Annotated in this window: 16 protein-coding genes; 6 read left to right on the forward strand and 10 right to left on the reverse strand. The window is 65.8% G+C overall.

The window, feature by feature from the left end; all coding sequences use genetic code 11:
* The first annotated feature begins 48 nt into the window (after positions 1 to 48).
* From cls to ACFFGH_RS01080, 3 genes are all read left to right on the forward strand, one after another.
* The gene (cls, locus tag ACFFGH_RS01070) at positions 49 to 1,482 is read left to right on the forward strand and encodes a cardiolipin synthase (RefSeq protein WP_386664090.1); all 1,434 of its coding nucleotides are present in this window, start codon (positions 49 to 51) and stop codon (positions 1,480 to 1,482) included.
* A 93-nt stretch (positions 1,483 to 1,575) separates the two neighbouring features.
* The gene (locus ACFFGH_RS01075) at positions 1,576 to 1,869 is read left to right on the forward strand and encodes a hypothetical protein (RefSeq protein WP_386664092.1); all 294 of its coding nucleotides are present in this window, start codon (positions 1,576 to 1,578) and stop codon (positions 1,867 to 1,869) included.
* A gap of 68 nt (positions 1,870 to 1,937) precedes the next feature.
* A complete protein-coding gene (locus ACFFGH_RS01080; RefSeq protein ID WP_386664093.1) occupies positions 1,938 to 2,723 on the forward strand; it encodes a pyridoxine 5'-phosphate synthase in 786 nt (261 codons plus the stop codon).
* Positions 2,724 to 2,890: 167 nt separating this feature from the next.
* On the opposite strand, the gene ACFFGH_RS01085 is transcribed toward ACFFGH_RS01080, so the two are convergent.
* From ACFFGH_RS01085 to dnaA, 10 genes are all read right to left on the reverse strand, one after another.
* A complete protein-coding gene (locus ACFFGH_RS01085) occupies positions 2,891 to 3,307 on the reverse strand; it encodes an ExbD/TolR family protein (protein WP_386664094.1) in 417 nt (138 codons plus the stop codon).
* Positions 3,308 to 3,324: 17 nt separating this feature from the next.
* Positions 3,325 to 3,744 (reverse strand): ExbD/TolR family protein, encoded by a 420-nt coding sequence (locus ACFFGH_RS01090; RefSeq protein ID WP_386664096.1) that lies wholly within the window; start codon positions 3,742 to 3,744, stop codon positions 3,325 to 3,327.
* A gap of 39 nt (positions 3,745 to 3,783) precedes the next feature.
* Positions 3,784 to 4,533: a MotA/TolQ/ExbB proton channel family protein gene (locus ACFFGH_RS01095; RefSeq protein ID WP_386664098.1), complete on the reverse strand. Its 750-nt coding sequence runs from the start codon at positions 4,531 to 4,533 to the stop codon at positions 3,784 to 3,786.
* Positions 4,534 to 4,612: 79 nt separating this feature from the next.
* A complete protein-coding gene (locus tag ACFFGH_RS01100) occupies positions 4,613 to 5,293 on the reverse strand; it encodes an energy transducer TonB (protein ID WP_386664099.1) in 681 nt (226 codons plus the stop codon).
* Positions 5,294 to 5,438: 145 nt separating this feature from the next.
* Positions 5,439 to 6,722 carry a tetratricopeptide repeat protein gene (locus ACFFGH_RS01105; protein ID WP_386664101.1) on the reverse strand — a complete coding sequence of 428 codons (1,284 nt, stop codon included), beginning with the start codon at positions 6,720 to 6,722 and terminating at the stop codon, positions 5,439 to 5,441.
* 133 nt (positions 6,723 to 6,855) lie between these two features.
* Positions 6,856 to 7,659 carry a M48 family metallopeptidase gene (locus ACFFGH_RS01110; RefSeq protein WP_386664103.1) on the reverse strand — a complete coding sequence of 268 codons (804 nt, stop codon included), beginning with the start codon at positions 7,657 to 7,659 and terminating at the stop codon, positions 6,856 to 6,858.
* A 154-nt stretch (positions 7,660 to 7,813) separates the two neighbouring features.
* Entirely contained in the window at positions 7,814 to 10,270 is a 2,457-nt protein-coding gene (gene gyrB, locus ACFFGH_RS01115; protein WP_386664105.1) for a DNA topoisomerase (ATP-hydrolyzing) subunit B, read from the reverse strand.
* Positions 10,271 to 10,840: 570 nt separating this feature from the next.
* On the reverse strand, positions 10,841 to 11,944 hold the full coding sequence (gene recF / locus ACFFGH_RS01120) for a DNA replication/repair protein RecF (RefSeq protein WP_386664107.1): 1,104 nt from the start codon (positions 11,942 to 11,944) through the stop codon (positions 10,841 to 10,843).
* A gap of 94 nt (positions 11,945 to 12,038) precedes the next feature.
* Positions 12,039 to 13,142 carry a DNA polymerase III subunit beta gene (dnaN, locus tag ACFFGH_RS01125; protein ID WP_386664108.1) on the reverse strand — a complete coding sequence of 368 codons (1,104 nt, stop codon included), beginning with the start codon at positions 13,140 to 13,142 and terminating at the stop codon, positions 12,039 to 12,041.
* A gap of 285 nt (positions 13,143 to 13,427) precedes the next feature.
* Positions 13,428 to 14,774: a chromosomal replication initiator protein DnaA gene (gene dnaA, locus ACFFGH_RS01130; protein WP_386664110.1), complete on the reverse strand. Its 1,347-nt coding sequence runs from the start codon at positions 14,772 to 14,774 to the stop codon at positions 13,428 to 13,430.
* Between the two features lie 327 nt (positions 14,775 to 15,101).
* Between dnaA and rpmH the strand changes: the two genes are divergently transcribed.
* The 3 genes from rpmH to yidC are packed head-to-tail and all read left to right on the forward strand — an operon-like array spanning position 15,102 to position 17,545.
* A complete protein-coding gene (gene rpmH / locus ACFFGH_RS01135; protein WP_031374044.1) occupies positions 15,102 to 15,242 on the forward strand; it encodes a 50S ribosomal protein L34 in 141 nt (46 codons plus the stop codon).
* Positions 15,243 to 15,294: 52 nt separating this feature from the next.
* Entirely contained in the window at positions 15,295 to 15,798 is a 504-nt protein-coding gene (gene rnpA, locus ACFFGH_RS01140; RefSeq protein ID WP_386664112.1) for a ribonuclease P protein component, read from the forward strand.
* A 55-nt stretch (positions 15,799 to 15,853) separates the two neighbouring features.
* Positions 15,854 to 17,545 carry a membrane protein insertase YidC gene (gene yidC, locus ACFFGH_RS01145; RefSeq protein WP_386664113.1) on the forward strand — a complete coding sequence of 564 codons (1,692 nt, stop codon included), beginning with the start codon at positions 15,854 to 15,856 and terminating at the stop codon, positions 17,543 to 17,545.
* The last annotated feature ends 18 nt before the right edge of the window (positions 17,546 to 17,563 follow it).

Below are 17,563 nucleotides of genomic sequence, written 5' to 3' on the forward strand. Positions count from 1 at the left end.
TCGCAGCCGTTGCGACCGCCGCTGCAGATTGCGAAGGAGACGAACGCGTTGGATTCACTGTGGGGTTTCTGGTGGGACGTGGCCAGCACCGTCGACCCCGGCATCTACCTGACGCTGGGCTGGGTCGTCTATGTGCTCGGCCTCGGCCTGTGGATCGTCCTGCAGAAACGCGAGCCCGCCGCAACGCTGAGCTGGCTGGTCAGCCTGGCCGCGCTGCCGTATGTCGGCTTTGTGATCTATTACGTGTTCGGCCCGCAGCGGATCCGGCGCCAGCGCGTCCGGCGCGGCCGCAACCGCGCGGCGCTGCCGGCGCCGCCGGTCGGGCACAGCCCGAGTTCGGACTCGCTGGAGCTCGCGCGGGTCGCACGTGCCACGACCGGGCTGCCCGCCAGCAGTGCAACGCGCGTCGAATTGCTCGTCGACGGTGCAACAAAGTACGACGCGCTGCTGGCGGCGGTTGCCGAAGCGCGCGAGCACGTGCATCTGGAGTACTACATCTTCAGGCCCGATCACACGGGCGCCGCGCTGCGCGATGCATTGGCGGAGCGTGCTCGCGCCGGGGTCAAGGTGCGCCTGCTGCTCGACGCGGTCGGCAGTGGCCGGGTGAGCAAGCGGTTTCTGCGGCCGCTGATCGAGGCCGGTGGCGAGGTCGCGTGGTTTCATCCGATGCGTCTGCACTGGTTCTGGAAGCGTCCGTGGGTGAACCTGCGCACGCACCGCAAGATCGTCGTCATCGATGACCGGATCGCGTTCACCGGCGGGATCAACATCACCGACGAGCAGGACGAACGCTTCGACGGCGAGGCCTACCACGACCTGCACCTGCGGCTCGAAGGCGAGGTGGTCAGCGCGCTGCAACTGGTGTTCGTCGAAGACTGGGCGTATGCGACGCACACGCCGCCACTGCCATACCCGCACGCGGTGCTGACGCCGGGCCCGGTCGCGGCGCACGTACTGGTGTCGGGACCGGATTCGCCATGGGAGCCGATCCACCGCGTGCATGTCGGCGCGATTCATGCCGCCCGTCGGCGGGTGTGGCTCGCAACGCCGTATTTCGTGCCGGGCGAGGCGGCGATGATGGCGCTCACGTCCGCGGCGCTCGGTGGGCTCGACGTTCGGCTGATCGTGCCGAAGGTGTGCGACAGCCGGCTGGTGACGTATGCGACGCGCTCGTACTTCGACGACCTGTTGCAGGCCGGGGTGAAGATCCACGAGTACGGCCCGCGCCTGATGCACAGCAAGGCCCTGCTGTGCGATGACGATCTTGCGATCATCGGCAGCGCTAACTTCGACCACCGCAGTTTCCGGCTCAACTTCGAGGTGTCAGTGCTGTTCCGGGACCACGCGGTTGCTGCCGCGCTCGCGCAGCTACTGGAGCGGGACCTGCAGCACGCCCCGCGCGTACGCGACGATCGTGACCGCCCACTGCTGCGTTGCCGGCTGCCCGAGGCGCTGGCGCGCCTTGTCTCGCCGCTGCTGTAGCCGGACCAGCGGTCGCGCCGACCGAACGGCCGGTGCAGTCATCACGGGCACCGCAGCTACACTCGTCGCGTTCCCGGACAGTAAGGACCGAAGATGCCTTGGCTCTATCTGCTGGTCGCACTCGCTGCGCTCGTGGGTGCATTCAATACGACATCGGTGGCGCTGCTGATGGTGTGCCTGCTGGCGGCGGCCGCGGCGCTGCTGGCCTGGGTAATGGGGCTGCTGGCCCAGCGCGTCGGCAGCCGCAGTCGCGATGAGGCGGCGATGATCGATCCGGTCGAACTGCATCGGCTTCGCGAACAGGCCGAGGCGCGCCGACTTGCGGCGGCTGCGGAGTCGGGCTTGGGCGCCACCGGAACCGGCACGCAGGCCGAACCGCGACGCTGACAGGATGCGCCGCCTGCAGCGTTCGGAACCGGGCTGCAGGCCGCGGCGACTGACGCTACAGTGACGGGATGACCGCCCTCAGCGTCAACGTCAACAAGATCGCCGTCCTGCGCAATTCGCGCGGCGGCGCCGAGCCCGATGTCGTACGCGCCGCAGCGGCTTGCCTCGACGCCGGCGCGCACGGAATCACCGTGCATCCCCGCCCGGACGCGCGCCATATTCGAGCGGATGACGTCTACGCGCTGGCCGCGCTCACCGCGGCGCGGGGCGTTGAGTTCAATCTGGAAGGCAATCCGTTTGCGCCGCCGCGAGCGGGCTATCCGGGGTTTCTCGCGCTCTGCGAGCAGGTTCGGCCGGCGCAGGCGACGCTCGTGCCCGACAGCGATGCGCAGCTGACGTCCGATCACGGCTTCGACTTCACCCGCGACGGCGCGCGTTTGCGTCCGCTGGTCGATGCGCTGAAAGCCCTCGGTTGCCGCGTAAGCCTGTTCGCGGACGCGCACGGCGACAAGGCGCAGCGCGCTTCAATCGCGGAAGCGGCGTCGATCGGTGCCGACCGCGTCGAGCTATATACCGGGCCATATGCAGAGGCGTTCGAGGGCGGGAGCAGTGAGGCGATGCTTGCGCGCTTTGCAGAGGCAGCTCGGATCGCACAGACGGCCGGCCTCGGTGTCAACGCGGGTCATGACCTGAGCCAAGCGAACCTGGAGGCATTCTTGAGCGCGGTGCCGGGCGTACTTGAGGTCTCGATCGGGCACGCGTTGATAAGCGAAGCGCTGTACGCGGGTCTGCCGGCAACAGTGCACGCGTACGTCGCGATCGTTGATCGAGGCCTTGGCGCGAAACGCGCGTAAGGCTTCCGGATCCGGGTCGGCTCTTCGGTTTCACCACCGCGCAGCGGCGACATGCAACTGCGGCTCGCGCATGTCGCGACCGCTGCAGGCCTCGTGGCCACTGTAGACGTCATAAAAAAACGCCGCCCGAAGGCGGCGTTTCCAATCACGACGGTAAGCGAGTCGGCTTACTTCTGGACGAAGCCGATCTTCTGCATGTCCGCATTCTTCGCCGAGGCGAGCACCTTGGCCAGAATGCCGTAGTCCGCATCGCCGCTGGCGTCAATCTCGAGCATCGGCTGGTTGGTCGGGTCGCGCTGGACCTCGACCTCCATCATGTTCGCGATCGTCGGCAGCGGATACGGCGTGTCATTCCAGAACACCTGACCCGAGGCGTCAATGCGCAGCCGGATCGGCTCCGGCGGCGTCTGAGGATTCACCGGAGGGTTGATCGACTTCTGCGGCAGGTTAACGTCGATCGGGTACGACAGCGTCGGCGCCGTCACCATGAAGATGATCAGGAGCACCAGCATCACGTCGACGAGCGGAGTGACGTTGATGTCGGACATCGCAGTGCCGGCACCGGAACCACTACTGAAAGCCATCTTGAATCTCCGGTTGCTTAGCGTTCTTTGACCGCGACGAAGCCGACCTTACGCATGCCCTGGGCCTGCGCAATCCGCACGACTTCATTGACGATGCGGTACTTCGTGGTCTTGTCACCGCGGACGTTGATTTGCGGCTGCGGAGTCTTCTGCGCTTCGATCGACAGGCGGCTCTCGAGCAGGTCCTTCGTGATCGGCTCGTCGTTCCAGAACAGCGAGCCGCTCTGCTGCACCGCGATGTTGATCGGTGGCACCGGAGGTGCCACCGATTCCCAGTCGTTGAGCGTGGCCTCTGGCAGTTCCACTTTGACTTTATGCGTCATCAACGGCGCCGTGATCATGAAGATGATCAGCAGCACCAGCATCACGTCGACCAGCGGCGTGACGTTGATCTCGGCCATTGGGCCGCCGCTGTCATTGCCTGAACTGAAGGCCATGTCCGAACTCCAACTGCAGAAGGTTTACGAGGCTTAGACTCAGCGCTTCGCCGCGAGTTCACCGACGCGCGAGCCGGTGGCGAAGAAGTCATGCAGGTCGTGTGCGAACGTATCGAACTTGTTGTTCGTAACGCGATTGAGGCGCACGAAGAAGTTGTACGCAAGCACGGCCGGAATTGCGACGAACAGACCAATCGCGGTCATGATCAGCGCCTCACCGACAGGGCCCGCGACCGCGTCGATCGACGCATTACCGGTCGCGCCGATCCGGACGAGAGCGTGGTAGATGCCCCACACGGTACCGAGCAGACCGACGAACGGCGCGGTCGCACCGACGGTGGCGAGCACGGTCAGACCCGACTCCAGGCGTGAGCTTTCGCGGGTAACGGCCTGACGCAGGGCGCGGTCGACGAACTCCGAGCGGTTCAGCGACTCGACGAGACGCGAGCCTTCGTGACGCTGGTGGTGGGCAGCAGCCTGCGCGGCATCGAGCGCGATCTTCGAGAACGGCTCGCTGCGCGGCTGCTCTTCCATGTAGCGGATCGCGTCCTGCGCGTTCGGAGTCTCCCAGAACGTGCTGACCACGCGGTCGGAGTTCGACTTCAGGCGCATGTTCTTGATGACGTTCATGACGATCCAGAAGATCGACATGACGGACATGAGCAGGAGCGTGAGGAACACGACCCAGCCGACGAGATCGAAGTTCTGCAGCACATTGGCAAAGCCCATCTGCTGGAACCCTTCGGCGCCTCCAGTGGCAGCAGCAGTGGTGGTGGCTTCCTGAAGCATGACGCTTACCCTTATGTCGTGGAAAGGAAAGAGTTGAACGAAATAGGTGGAGCGAAATTCTTAAAGCAACTCGATTCGATCAGGCCGGCGGTACAAAGTCGACCGGGACCCGCACGCGGCTGGCGACCGGCTTGCCGCCTTCCATTGCCGGACGGAAGCGCCACTTGCGTGCTGCCTCCATCGCTGCGCGGTCCAGATTACGGTTGCGGCTCGACTTCTCGACCGAGACGTCCAGCACGTTGCCTTGGCCGTCGATGCTGATGATCAGCACCACGGTACCACCTACACCCTGACGGGCTTCGGTCGGCGGATAGCGCGGCGGATTCATCGACCGCGACGACGGATCGACCGCGCCTTCGGTGTTGAGGTCCGTAGCCGGCGCTGGAGGCGCTGGAGGCGCTGGAGGCGGCGCCGGGACGTCAATCGGCGTCGGGTCGTCGACGACGATCGGCGGCTCTTCCGGCGGCGGCGGCAACGGGGTCGGCTGCGGCGGCGTCAGCGTCTTCGGCGGCGTCAGCGGCTTGATTTCTTCCGGTGGCGGCGGTGGCGGCGGTGGCGGCGGCGGTGGCGGCTTGATGAGGTTGACCATCGTCACCTCTTCTTCCGCCTCGTCGATCGTGGGAGGGGTAACCGGCGCCAACATCAGAAGCAATGCCGCAACGTGCACGGCGAGTGCGGACGTGATACCGGCGATACGCGCCCAGTTCAACCCGTCTTCTTCGCGGTCGTGTTTCTTGTGGATTTCGAGGTCTTGCGTCATGCGCCGTCAGCTCGGGAGGGGTTTTCCGCAACACCTGATGCGCCGCGGGCTTGCACATTTCCGCGGGTTCAACTCCGCGGGAACTTCCTAGCATATACCAAAGGCCGCGCTTGGTTCCAAGCGCGTTTTGACATTATCGATTCGCTTACTTGGCTGGCAACGCGAGAATCTTCTTCGCATCGTCCGGCTTTTTCAGTCCTTTTGCGATTGCCTGCTTCGCCGCATCCTTGGCGTCGGCAATGCGGTTTTCCTGCCACAGCATGCGCGCAAGATTGAGATACGTCTCGCCGGTTTCCGCAAGCGGAGCAGCCTTCTTGTACGCCTCGATCGCGGGCCCAGTCTGCTCAAGATCATAATGCGCCTGAGCCAGTGCTAGATACGTCTGGTGATCCGGCTTGAGGACACCTTTCTGCAGGCCATCGTTGATGACCTCGACGACCTTGTTCTGCTTGCCTTCCATGTTGTAGTACGCGACGTAGAGGTTGCGATAGTCGCGCTCTTCGGTCAGCTGGCCAGCAGCGCGCAGCTTCTCGTACACCGCCGCGCCCTGATCGAACATTTCGTTCTGCAGGTAGACGGCAGCGAGGTTCATCTGTGCCCGCTTGTCGTTCGGGGTCTTCGCGGCGACGCTCTCGGCAACCTTGACCGCTTCGGCCGACTGGTTGTTCTCCAGGTACGCGCCCATCAACAGCTGCAGCCATTCCGCACGGGGCTCGGGCGAAGCGTCGATTGCCTGCTTGAGGACGGTCACGGCCTCCGGGTAGCGCTCAAGGCGATAGAGCGCGTTGCCCTTGAGCACGAGGTGCTCGGGCTTCTGCGACTTGGTCTCGTTGAAGAAGCGGTCGAACGTAGCGAGCGCGGGCTCGAACTCGTCGTCCTGCAGCTGCAGCTGTGCGAGCGTCAGCAGCGCGTTGTAGTGGTTGTTGTTGTCCAACCCGTTCGCTTCGACTGCCTGCTGCATGTAGCGCTTGGCAGCGGCGGTATCGTCAACTTCCAGCGCCGCCTGTGCAGCGACCTGCGCGGCGAGTGCGCGCTCGTACTCGTTGGCCTTCGGATCGGCCATGATCTCGTCAGCGAGCTTGCGCGCTTCGGCAGACTTGGACTCATCGAGGAAATTGAAGATCTTCTGCAGTTTCGGGCCGATCTTCGCAGACGCCTTTACGGCCGGCGGCTGCCTCGTCGCGTTGGGGTACTGCGCGGCGGGCGCCGTGCTTTCGGACTTGCTGCCGGACTTGCTGCGCGCATTCGCCTTTTCGCGCGCGTCGGACCTGTCGCGGCCGCGATTCCATGCAGACGAGCGCGACGGATCTTCGGTCGCGGACTTCGGCTCAGCTTCGCCAGCGCTCTGGGCGAACACCGCCGGAGCCGGCGCAATCAGCGCTGTGAGCGCAGCCGCCAGCAGGCTATGGCGAATCTTGGAATGCTTCATACGGTCACCTGGGAGTCGGGGACGCCGCGGAGCGGAGTCCTGGAAATACGGGTAGCGGTACGGCCGCGGCCGGTCACGCTAACAGAAACGTTCCGGAGCGGGGAATGGGGACGTCGAGCTCGATCGTTACGGACTAGCCGCAGTTGGGCGCGCGACCGCTCGCCCGGGCCTGCTGATGGACGGGCGTGAGCTCAGTGGCGCGGTTACGCAATTCGTCGAGACGTTCGCGTGGATCGGGATGCGTGGACAGGAACGCGGGACCACGTGCCCCGCCGACATCAATCATGTTTTCCCACAAATTCACCGCCTGGCGCGGATCGAAGCCGGCGCGTGCCATGAGCTGCTGACCGAGGATGTCCGCTTCGCTTTCCTGCGCGCGGTTGTTCGGCAGCAGGAACAGCCCCTGCGCCGCAGCGCCACCGAGCTGGTTCGCTGCCTGGGCAGCGCCTTCGCCATACTGCGAGCCGAGGATCGCACTGCCGATGCCGAGCAGGGTTTGCGTCCCGAGCTGGCGGGTGATGCGTTCGTCGTGGTGTCTGGACACGACGTGGCCGATCTCGTGCGCGATCACGGCTGCGAGCTGGTCCTGATTGCGCGCGACTTTGAAGATGCCGGTGTTGATACCGACCTTGCCGCCAGGCAGTGCGAACGCATTCGGGGACTCGTCGGCGAACAGCGCGACGTCCCACTGGGCCTGCCATTCGCTCGGCAGCTGACGCGTCACCGCATCGACCACGCAGCGTACATACGCGTTCTGGCGTGCGTCACCGCCCTGTCGGTTGCTTGCCTTGGCCTGGGCGAACGCCTCCGCACCCAGACGATTGAGTTCGGCTTGGGACACCGCACCGACGCGCTGGGTACGGCCGGTAGGCGACGTTGCGGTCGCGCATGCAGTGACAAGCGTGGCGATCGCGGTCGCGAGCAGGAGCTGTTTCATGGCGGTTCCCGTGTTCACGATCGCTGGTTGTAGCGGTCGAGACATCAATGCTCCGTCAATTCACGGACGAGGCAGCGGGAACGCCCATCTGGCAATGCACCGGGCCGGTCGATGCCGGCCCGGTGTGCGGCTTCTGCGCGGTGAACGCGCGGCGTCAGACGTCGAGGTTGGCGACCTTGAGCGCGTTTTCCTCGATGAACTCGCGGCGCGGCTCGACGACGTCGCCCATCAGCGTCGAGAAGATCTGATCTGCGGCGACCGCATCCTCGATCCGGACCTGCAGCAGGCGACGGGTCTCGGGGTTCACTGTGGTATCCCACAGCTGCTCCGGGTTCATTTCGCCGAGTCCTTTGAAGCGCTGGATCTGGCGGCCCTTCTTCGCTTCGTCGAGCAGCCACGCCTGCGCCTGTGCAAAAGTCGTAATCGGCTGCGCGCGGTTGCCGCGCTGGATCTGTGCGCCATCACGCACCAGACCGTGCAGCAGCCTCGCGGCCTCGCGCAGCGCGCGCAGCTCGCCTTCGAAGGCCGCAAGCGGCAGCACCTGGGTATGTTCTACGCCCATGTGCATGCGGCGGATCAGCAACGATCCCTGGCGCCCTTCCTCGCCCGCATGCAGTTCAAGCCGGTAGCGCGGCCTGCCAAGTCCGGTGCGGTTCAAGCGCGTCTCCAGCGCATCGAGCTCGACCCGCGCCGCGTCCGCGTCGCCGAAGCGGCTGGCGTCGATCGGCGCCGTGTCCAGCAGCGCTTCGAGCACGCTCGAGTCGAACCGGTGCGCATTGCGGCCGATGGTGTCGCGCGCGGCCGCGTAAGCGAGCAGGAGCTTCTCAAGCGCCTCCCCGGTGATCGCGGGCTCGCCATCGGCAGGAATCAGCGAGGCGCCCTCGACGGCATTGCCGGCGAGATACGCATCAAGCGCGGCGTCGTCCTTGAGGTAGAGCTCGGTCTTGCCCTGCTTGATCTTGTACAGCGGCGGCAGGCCGATGTAGATGTGGCCGCGCTCGATGAGTTCGGGCATCTGCCGGTAGAAGAACGTCAGCAGCAGCGTGCGGATGTGGCTGCCGTCGACGTCCGCGTCGGTCATCAGGATGATGCGGTGGTAGCGCAGCTTGTCCGGGTTGTACTCGTCCTTGCCGATGCCGGTGCCGAGCGCGGTGATCAGCGTGCCGACCTCGGCGCTGCCGAGCATGCGGTCGAAGCGGGCGCGCTCGACATTCAGGATCTTGCCCTTGAGCGGCAGGATCGCCTGCGTCTTGCGGTTGCGGCCCTGCTTGGCCGAGCCACCGGCCGAGTCACCCTCGACGATGAACAGCTCGCTGAGAGCCGGGTCTTTTTCCTGGCAGTCGGCGAGCTTGCCGGGCAGTCCCGCGATGTCGAGGGCGCCTTTGCGACGCGTAAGGTCCCGTGCCTTGCGCGCGGCCTCGCGGGCGCGGGCCGCATCGACGATCTTGCCGGCGATCGCGCGCGCCTCATTCGGGTTTTCTTGCAGGAACTCCTGCAAACGTGCACCGAACGTGTTTTCAACGACCGGTCTCACCTCGGATGAGACAAGCTTTTCCTTCGTCTGGGATGAAAAGCTCGGGTCAGGCACTTTGACGGACAGCACTGCGATCATGCCTTCGCGCATGTCGTCGCCCGACAACGCGATCTTGGCCTGCTTCGCGATGCCGTTTTGTTCGATGTAATTCGACAGCGTGCGCGTCAGCGCGGCGCGGAAGCCCTGCAAGTGGGTGCCGCCGTCCTTCTGCGGGATGTTGTTGGTGAAGCAGAACATCGTTTCCTGGTAGGAGTCGGTCCACTGCAGCGCGACGTCGACCGTGATGCCGCTCTGCTCGCCCGAGACCGAGATCACGTGCGGATGCAGCGGCGTCTTGAGGTGCGCTAGATGCTCGACGAACGAGCGGATGCCACCTTCGTACTCGAAGACGTCCCGCTTGCCGTCGCCGCGCTCGTCGGTCAGGACGATGCGCACGCCAGAGTTCAGGAACGACAGCTCGCGCAGTCGCCGGGCGAGGATGTCGTAATGAAACTCGACGTCGGTGAAAATCTCGACCGCGGGCTTGAAGCGGAGCAACGTGCCGCGGCGAGTCGATGGCTCGACCGGCCTGAGCGGGTATTGCGGCTCGCCCAGCGCGTATTCCTGCTGCCAGTGATGGCCGTCGCGCCAGACCTCGAGCCAGAGCTTCTCGCTGAGTGCGTTGACGACTGATACGCCGACGCCATGGAGACCGCCCGACACCTTGTAGCTGTTGTCGTCGAACTTGCCGCCGGCGTGCAGGACGGTGAGGATCACCTCGGCCGCGGAGACGCCCTCTTCCTTGTGAATATCAACCGGAATGCCGCGACCATTGTCGGATACGGAGCACGAGCCGTCGGCATGCAGCGTGACAAGCACTTCGTTTGCATGCCCGGCCAGCGCCTCGTCGATTGAGTTGTCGACGACTTCGAACACCATATGGTGCAGGCCGGTGCCGTCGTGGACGTCGCCGATGTACATGCCAGGCCGCTTGCGCACCGCTTCCAGGCCGCGCAGGACTGTGATTTTGCTGGAATCGTAGGTCTGCGTTACGGGCGCGGCTGCGTTCGTGTCTTGGGACGGATCGTGTTCAGTCATTCGGCAACAGGCTCCGGCGACACGGCCGGAGGGCGCGCGTCGACATACTTCAGGGGACGTCGCAGGAGTATAGCGGAGCCCGGCTCACCAGCCGCGACGCGGCCAAACGGGTGTTTACTCGTGGGGGCAGCGGTGGCGGATCAGCGCTTGGCTGTCAGCGTATGTTCCACGTGGAACGCGACGGTTCCGCGCGTCGCTAGTTTTCATATGTAGAGTGGCACAGCACTGCTCGGCGGGGAGCCGGAAGCGGCGGCGTCCGAACTCTGCTGACGTGCTGTCTAGCGGCAAGTGTCCTGCCGGGGACTCTAGGATCGCGGAGCGTTCCACGTGGAACGCGGAGTGCCGTGCTCCGCATGCTCGCCCCGGGCCGAGAAACCGCGTTCCACGTGAAACAACTCCCGCCGGGCGCGCTTCGGTCGTCCCGGCGCGCCGAGCCGCCGCGCAATACAGCCTGTTCGCGTTTAGCAGCCCGGAGGCCGGAAAGAAAAGCGCCTTTAACTGAGCAAGGACGGGCCCCGGACGCCATCACGCCCGGCTTGGCACACGACTGCAGGCCGCACCGGCGGGGGGTCAGGCGTCGAGGGCGCGGATGTCCCCGCGAGTGACACAGAACGTTTTCTCCACACCCGCCGACCTAGAAAACCACCTAGGTGCGTCGGTCCCGGTAATGAAGACCTGCGGGTGTGCGGCCGCGAGCCACTCGAGCACGCGCGCCTGATGCTCCTGGTCCAGCTCGGACGCCAGGTCGTCCAAGGCCACGACAGGCCATTCGCCGGCCAGCTCGGCATGACACGCGGCTTGGCCGAGCAGTGCGCAAAGCGCAGCCAGCTTCGCCTGACCTCGCGAAAGATGGGCCCGCGACGCCACGTTCGCGAATTCGATCCGCCAGTCGGCACGGTGGGGCCCGACCGACGTGTGTCCGGTTGAAATGTCACGGTCGCGTGCAAGCAAAAGCGCATCCGCAAGCGGAAGCTCGTCACGGCGCCAGCCGGGTTGGTAGGACAGCGCGGTGGCTCCAAACATGGGGGTGAGGCGCTCGGCTAATGCGCTAAACGCGGGTTCGACCCGCTCAAGGTAGCTTTGCCGAAAGTCCGACAGCGGCTCACCTGACGCCGCGAGCTCGCGGTCCCAGGCCTCAAGTTGCCCCAGCGCCGGCGCGCGTGATTTGAGGAGTGCATTGCGCTGCCGAAGGGCTCGCGCGTAGCGTCGCCACACCGCAGTGAAGGCGGGTTCCACGTGGAACAGCCCCCAGTCCAGAAATCGCCGACGGGGCTCCCCACCGCCGCTGACCAGTGCATGGCTGCCCGGCTCGAACGTTACCACTGCCAAGGCGGCGCACAGGTCGCCTAGCTGAGCGACAGCCTGCCCGTCCAGCCGCCCGGACCACTCCTGCCCGCTGTGCCTGACTCCTGCGCGGCGGGTCCGCGCGCTAGGACCCTGCTCCCGCTCCGACCATTCCACGAACACTTCGAGCGCCTCAGTACCGGTACGGACCAGCCCGTCGCGTACGCGGCCGCGGAAGCTCCTGCCGTACGCCATGAGGTGCAGCGCCTCAAGCACGGTCGTCTTACCTGCGCCGTTGCCACCGATGAGCAAGTTGAACCCCTGCGCCGGCCTGAGCTCCGCGCTGAGCACCGCCCGCACGTTGCGCAACTCCAGCCGTTCCACCCTCATTCGTCGACTCCGCGAAAAACGAAAACGCCCGGACCGGCCGGGCGTCTCCAATTGATTGTTCCACGTGGAACAGACCGCCAAGCGGCCCAACGCATCAGAGCCGCAGTGGCATCACTACGTGTCGGCACCGCTCATTGCTCGCCTCGCGCACGAGCGCTGACGAGTTCGCGTCGCGTAGCGCCAGCACCACTTGCTCGTCCTTCAGCGCCGACAAAGCATCCAGCAGGTAGTTAACGTTGAAGCCCACCGCCAGGTCATCGACTCGCGTGTCGGCTTCGACCTCCTCCTGCGCCTCTTCCTGCTCCGGATTGTGGGCGCTGATCTTCAGCTGACCCGGCGACACTTCGATGCGGACGCCGCGGTACTTCTCGTTGGACAGGATCGCCGCACGCTGCAGCGACGCACGCAGCACTTCGCGGTCAATGCGCACCTCCCGGTCGGCGCCGATCGGAATCACGGCCTCGTAGTCCGGAAAACGCCCGTCGATCAGCTTGCTCGTAAACGTCACATCGTCGCGTTTGACCCGAAGATGCCCGCGGCCCATCTCGAGCTCGAGAACCCGATCCCCGCCCTCGAGCAACCGCTGAAGTTCCTGCACGCCCTTGCGCGGCACGATGATCTGACGCTTGGTCTGCGCGCCCATCCCCTCGAACCCCGACTCGCAGAGCGCGAGGCGGTGCCCGTCGGTCGCAACGCAACGAAGCGAGTTCTCGCGCAGGTCGAACAGCAGACCGTTGAGGTAGTAGCGCACGTCCTGCTGCGCCATCGCGAATGCGGTGCGCTCGATCAGCTCCTTCAACGCCGCCTCCGGCACATGCACGCGCTCGGTGGCTTCGACCTCATCGATCGAGGGGAAATCACCGGCCGGAAGGCTCGACAGCGTGAACCGTGAACGTCCCGCCTGCACGGTGACCTTTTCCGCCGTCTGCGACACCGTGACTTTGCTCCCGTCCGGCAGTGCCCGGACGATCTCGAACAGCTTGCGCGCCGGAATCGTCGTTTCACCGTCCTCCGCATCGTCCACCACCACGCGGGAAATCATTTCGACTTCCAGATCTGTACCGGTCAACGACAGCTGGCCGGCCTGCACCTGGACGAGCAGGTTCGCGAGGACCGGCAGTGTCTGCCGGCGCTCGACGACGTTGACGACCTGCGCGAGCGGCTTGAGAAACACTTCGCGTTGAAGGCTGAAACGCATCTGGACCCCGTCCCCGTACCAATACAAAAGAGTGGATTAAATCAAAAGCTTGGTGGCGGTGGAGGGCCGAAAAAGCCGGGAAAACCGCCTTAAGCCTTTGAATACTAAAGATTTATCGGCGCTGGAAAACCCGGTAGAACTGGGCCTGCAGCACCCGGACAAGCTGTGGACAACTCTACCGCACGGTGAGTGTCCGCGATCTGTCCACAGCTTGTACCCGCTGGCTCCACCGCTTATCCGCCCAAGGCCACCTGATTGCTGCAACGGCGGCCTACTGCCCGTCGATTACTCGCTCAGCTTGCGGATCAGCTTGTCCCAGTCCTCCCGCAACTTGCCGTCGGTCTCCATCAGCGTGCGGATCTGCCGGCAGGCATGCAGCACGGTGGTGTGGTCGCGGCCGGCGAACGCGTCACCGATCTCGGGCAGCGAGTGCTCGGTCAGCTCCTTCGTCAACGCCATCGCGACCTGCCGCGGCCGGGCGAGCGAACGCGTGCGCCGCTTGCTCAGCAGATCCTTGATCTGCAGGCCGTAGTAGTCGGCGACGGTCTTCTGGATATTCGGGATGCCGATCGCCTGCTGCTGTGCGCGTAGCAGGTCGCGCAACGTCTCCTGCGCGAACTCGACCGTGATCGCGCGGCCGGTGAAGTTCGCACGCGCGACGAGCGTATTGAGCGCCCCTTCGAGGTCACGCACGTTGCTGCGCATCTTCTTGGCCAGCAGGAACGCAACTTCTTCGGGGATGTCGGCGCTGCGCTCGCGCGCCTTGCTGAGCACGATCTGCGCGCGGGTCTCGAAATCCGGTGGCTCGATCGCAACCGACAGCCCCCAGGCCAGACGCGACTTCAGACGCGGCTCGAGCCCTTCGACCTCGCGCGGGTAGCGGTCGCAGGTCAGGATGATCTGCTGCTTGCCGTCGAACAGCGCGTTGAACGTGTGGAAGAACTCTTCCTGCGTGCGGTCCTTGCCGGCGAAGAACTGGATGTCGTCGATCAGCAGCGCATCGACCTGCTGGAACTGGCGCTTGAACGCATCCATCGTCTTGTCCTGCAGCGACTTCATCATCGCGCTGAAGAACTGCTCGGACCTGAGGTACATCACGCGCGTGCCCGGGTTGTTCGCGCGCATCGCGTTGCCGGCCGCGAACATCAGGTGGGTCTTGCCCAGGCCGGTGCCCCCGTACAGCAGCAGCGGGTTGTGGGCGCGGTCGCCGGGCTTGAGCGCGGCCTGGCACGCCGCGGCACGCCCGAGCTGGTTGCTGCGGCCTTCGACGAAATTCTCGAACGTGTAATGGCTATCGAGATGACCGTTGAAGGACTCGATCGCCTGTATCGCGCGCGGCGGTGCCGGTTCGGCTGCCGCTGCGGGCTGCGCCACGACCGGGGCCGGCGCGGCCGCGCGCGGCAGCGAGCCGATCTCGAGGCTGACCTCGTCGCTACCGGCAAAGTACGAAAGCAGTTCGCGGATGCGCGGCAGGTAGCGCTCGCGCACGTGCTCGACCACGAATGCATTCGGCGCAAACAGCACAGTCGTGTCGTTGCGGCGCGTCGCCTGCAGCGGTTTGAGCCAGGTGTGAACGTCCTCGATCGGGAACTCGGCTTCGAGGCGTTCGAGACAGCGGGGCCAGGCATCCATCGTGCTTTTTCGTGCTCGCTACGGTCCGCCGTGCAGCGGACGAAAAGCGCCGGTCGCGCGGCGTAGAGGGCCGCGGCGGACTGGCGTCAGGGATGGCGCAGACTATCACCGCACCGGGGCGCGGAACAGGACTTGTCCACAGGCCGTGCGCGGAGTAATCCACAGGCTCGGCGGGCGCACCCGGACCGGAACCACGAGCGCCGCGGGCCGGAGCCAGCCTGGCGTGCGGCAGCGTTATGGTGAGCACGAGCTTTGACCGGTTGACCCCGGCGCAGACATGTCGCTAGACTTCGCGGTTCTCTAACGCCGTCAACGCAGAGCCGAATCATGGCCACCAAGCGCACCTACCAGCCCAGCAACCTCAAGCGCAAGCGCGACCACGGTTTCCGTGCCCGCATGGCGACCGCCGACGGCCGCAAGATCCTCGCCCGCCGCCGCGCCAAGGGCCGCAAGCGCCTCTGCGCCTGAGCCTGACACGCCCCGTGCGAGCGGCTGCCGATTGCGGCCGACCGACGTGGGCGTGAACCGCCGCTTCCCGCGCGCCGCGCGGGTTCGCGTGCGGTCCGATTTTGATCGCATCTTCAAGCACGGCCGGCGCGTGGCGCTGCCCGTGCTTGCTTTGCATTGGCATGCCGACGCGCATGCGAATGGCGACGAACAAGTTGCGGCCAGTGCTGCCGATGGGCCCGTTTCCACCGCCGAGGCCGTATCGCCGCGTGCCGAAGCCCGACTCGGGCTTGCAGTGTCGCGCAAGGTCGACGCGCGCGCCGTCGTGCGCAATCGCATCAAGCGCCAGTTGCGCGACAGCTTTCGCCACCACCGCGCCTGGCTGGCGCCCGGGGACTATGTGGTCGTGGCGCGCCCGGGTGCGGCCGCGCTGGCATCCGAGGCGTTGCGCAGCGCGTTCCTGGGTCTGCTGCGGCGCGCCGGTGCGCTGACCGACCCCGCGTTGCCGCCCGTCTCCCTGCCCGGCACAATGCCCGCCGCGGCTTGCACCGATCGCGTGCAACCCCCATCCCGCTGACCCGCCTCTTCCGATTCCTGCGCCGAGCGATTCCGCCGGCCGAGCCTGCCTGCCCATGAACCAGACCCGCGCCTTCCTGATTATCGCCTGGCTGATGGTGGCGACCCTGCTGTGGATGGAGTGGGGCAAGGAGCGCAGCGCACCGCCGGTCGTGGCGACGCAGAATGCAGTTGGCGCGGTCCCGTCCGCGGACCAAGCCGGCGTGCCTGCTGTGCCGATGGCGCCGGGCACCATACCGACGCCGGTATCGGGCCCGGGGCCGGCGGCTCCGGTAACGGTCACGACCGACGTGCTGCGTGTCGCGCTCGACGGTGGCGAGATCGGCCAGGCCGACCTGCTCGAGCACGGGCGCTCGAACAAAGACGACAGCGAGCCGGTGCGCCTGTTCGCGCAGGACCCGGCGAACTACTTCGTCGCCCAGAGCGGCTGGGTCAGCAACAGCGGCGCGGCGCCGAGCCATGAAGGCGGCTTCGCACTGCAGGCGCCGCAGCGGGAGTTCACGCTTGCGCCGGGCCAGAATGAACTGGTCGTGCCGTTCGTCTGGACCGGCCCGAACGGCGTCACGATCCGCCGCACCTACACGTTCCGCCGCGGTGATTACGCGGTGCAGGTGCGCGACGAGGTGATCAATCGCGGCACCGCGCCGTGGCAGGGCTTCGTCTACCGCCAGCTCAGCCGGGTTCCGCGTGCACTCGAAAATGCCGGGCCGATGAGCGCGGCCGGCTACAGCTTCCAGGGCGCCGCGTGGTACAGCGCCGAGGACAAGTACGAAAAGCGCGACTTCGAGGACTTCGTCGAGGACGGCCCGCTCAACAAGCAGGTCAACGGCGGCTGGATCGCGATGCTCCAGCACCATTTCTTCGCGGCGTGGATCCCCCAGTCGGACGCGACCACGACGTTCTCGCTTGCGACGCCGACCGGCGGCGTCGGCACCGAATACCTGATCCGCTCGCTGGGCCCGGCCGTGTCGGTCGCCCCCGGTGCCAGCGCCGCCACGCAGGCGCGGCTGTGGGTGGGCCCGAAGCTGATCGCCGGCATCCAGGCGCAGAAGGTGCCGGGTCTGGAGCGGGCGGTCGACTTCAGCAGCTACGGCTGGCTGGCGACGCTCGGCGATGGCCTGTTCTGGCTGCTCGCCAAGCTGCACGGCCTGTTCGGCAACTGGGGCTGGGCGATCATCGGCCTGGTGGTCGTGATCAAGCTGATCCTGTATCCGCTGTCGGCGGCGCAGTACCGCTCGATGGCGAAGCTGCGCAAGTTCCAGCCGCGCATCGCCCAGCTCAAGGAGCGCTTTGGCGACGACAAGCAGGGCTTCCAGGTCGCGATGATGGACCTGTACAAGAAAGAGAAGATCAACCCGGTCGGTGGCTGCCTGCCGCTGCTGGTGCAGATGCCGGTCTTCCTCGCGCTGTACTGGGTGCTGCTCGAGTCGGTCGAACTGCGCCACGCGCCGTGGATCGGCTGGATCAACGACCTGACCGCGCGCGATCCGTTCTTCGTGCTGCCGGCGATCAACATGGCGCTGATGTGGGCGACGCAGAAGCTCACGCCGGCGACCGGCATGGATCCGATGCAGCAGAAGATGATGCAGCTCATGCCGCTGGTGTTCGGCGTGATGTTCGCGTTCTTCCCGGCCGGCCTCGTGCTGTACTGGGTGACGAACGCCGGTCTCGGCCTGCTGCAGCAGTGGTGGATGGTGCGCCGCTACGCCGAGCCGCCTGCAAAGCCCGCCGCTTCAGCTGCGAAATGATCCATGACGAAGCCCGCC

The sequence above is a fragment of the Lysobacter korlensis genome (genome assembly GCF_042434515.1).

Bases quoted from the DNA above. Each gene is read 5' to 3' on its own strand.
- ACFFGH_RS01075 (WP_386664092.1), top strand. From the start codon at position 1,576: ATGCCTTGGCTCTATCTGCTGGTCGCACTCGCTGCGCTCGTGGGTGCA.
- ACFFGH_RS01080 (WP_386664093.1), top strand. From the start codon at position 1,938: ATGACCGCCCTCAGCGTCAACGTCAACAAGATCGCCGTCCTGCGCAAT.
- ACFFGH_RS01085 (WP_386664094.1), bottom strand. From the start codon at position 3,307: ATGGCTTTCAGTAGTGGTTCCGGTGCCGGCACTGCGATGTCCGACATC.
- ACFFGH_RS01090 (WP_386664096.1), bottom strand. From the start codon at position 3,744: ATGGCCTTCAGTTCAGGCAATGACAGCGGCGGCCCAATGGCCGAGATC.
- ACFFGH_RS01095 (WP_386664098.1), bottom strand. From the start codon at position 4,533: ATGCTTCAGGAAGCCACCACCACTGCTGCTGCCACTGGAGGCGCCGAA.
- ACFFGH_RS01100 (WP_386664099.1), bottom strand. From the start codon at position 5,293: ATGACGCAAGACCTCGAAATCCACAAGAAACACGACCGCGAAGAAGAC.
- ACFFGH_RS01105 (WP_386664101.1), bottom strand. From the start codon at position 6,722: ATGAAGCATTCCAAGATTCGCCATAGCCTGCTGGCGGCTGCGCTCACA.
- ACFFGH_RS01110 (WP_386664103.1), bottom strand. From the start codon at position 7,659: ATGAAACAGCTCCTGCTCGCGACCGCGATCGCCACGCTTGTCACTGCA.
- gyrB (WP_386664105.1), bottom strand. From the start codon at position 10,270: ATGACTGAACACGATCCGTCCCAAGACACGAACGCAGCCGCGCCCGTA.
- recF (WP_386664107.1), bottom strand. From the start codon at position 11,944: ATGAGGGTGGAACGGCTGGAGTTGCGCAACGTGCGGGCGGTGCTCAGC.
- dnaN (WP_386664108.1), bottom strand. From the start codon at position 13,142: ATGCGTTTCAGCCTTCAACGCGAAGTGTTTCTCAAGCCGCTCGCGCAG.
- dnaA (WP_386664110.1), bottom strand. From the start codon at position 14,774: ATGGATGCCTGGCCCCGCTGTCTCGAACGCCTCGAAGCCGAGTTCCCG.
- rpmH (WP_031374044.1), top strand. From the start codon at position 15,102: ATGGCCACCAAGCGCACCTACCAGCCCAGCAACCTCAAGCGCAAGCGC.
- yidC (WP_386664113.1), top strand. From the start codon at position 15,854: ATGAACCAGACCCGCGCCTTCCTGATTATCGCCTGGCTGATGGTGGCG.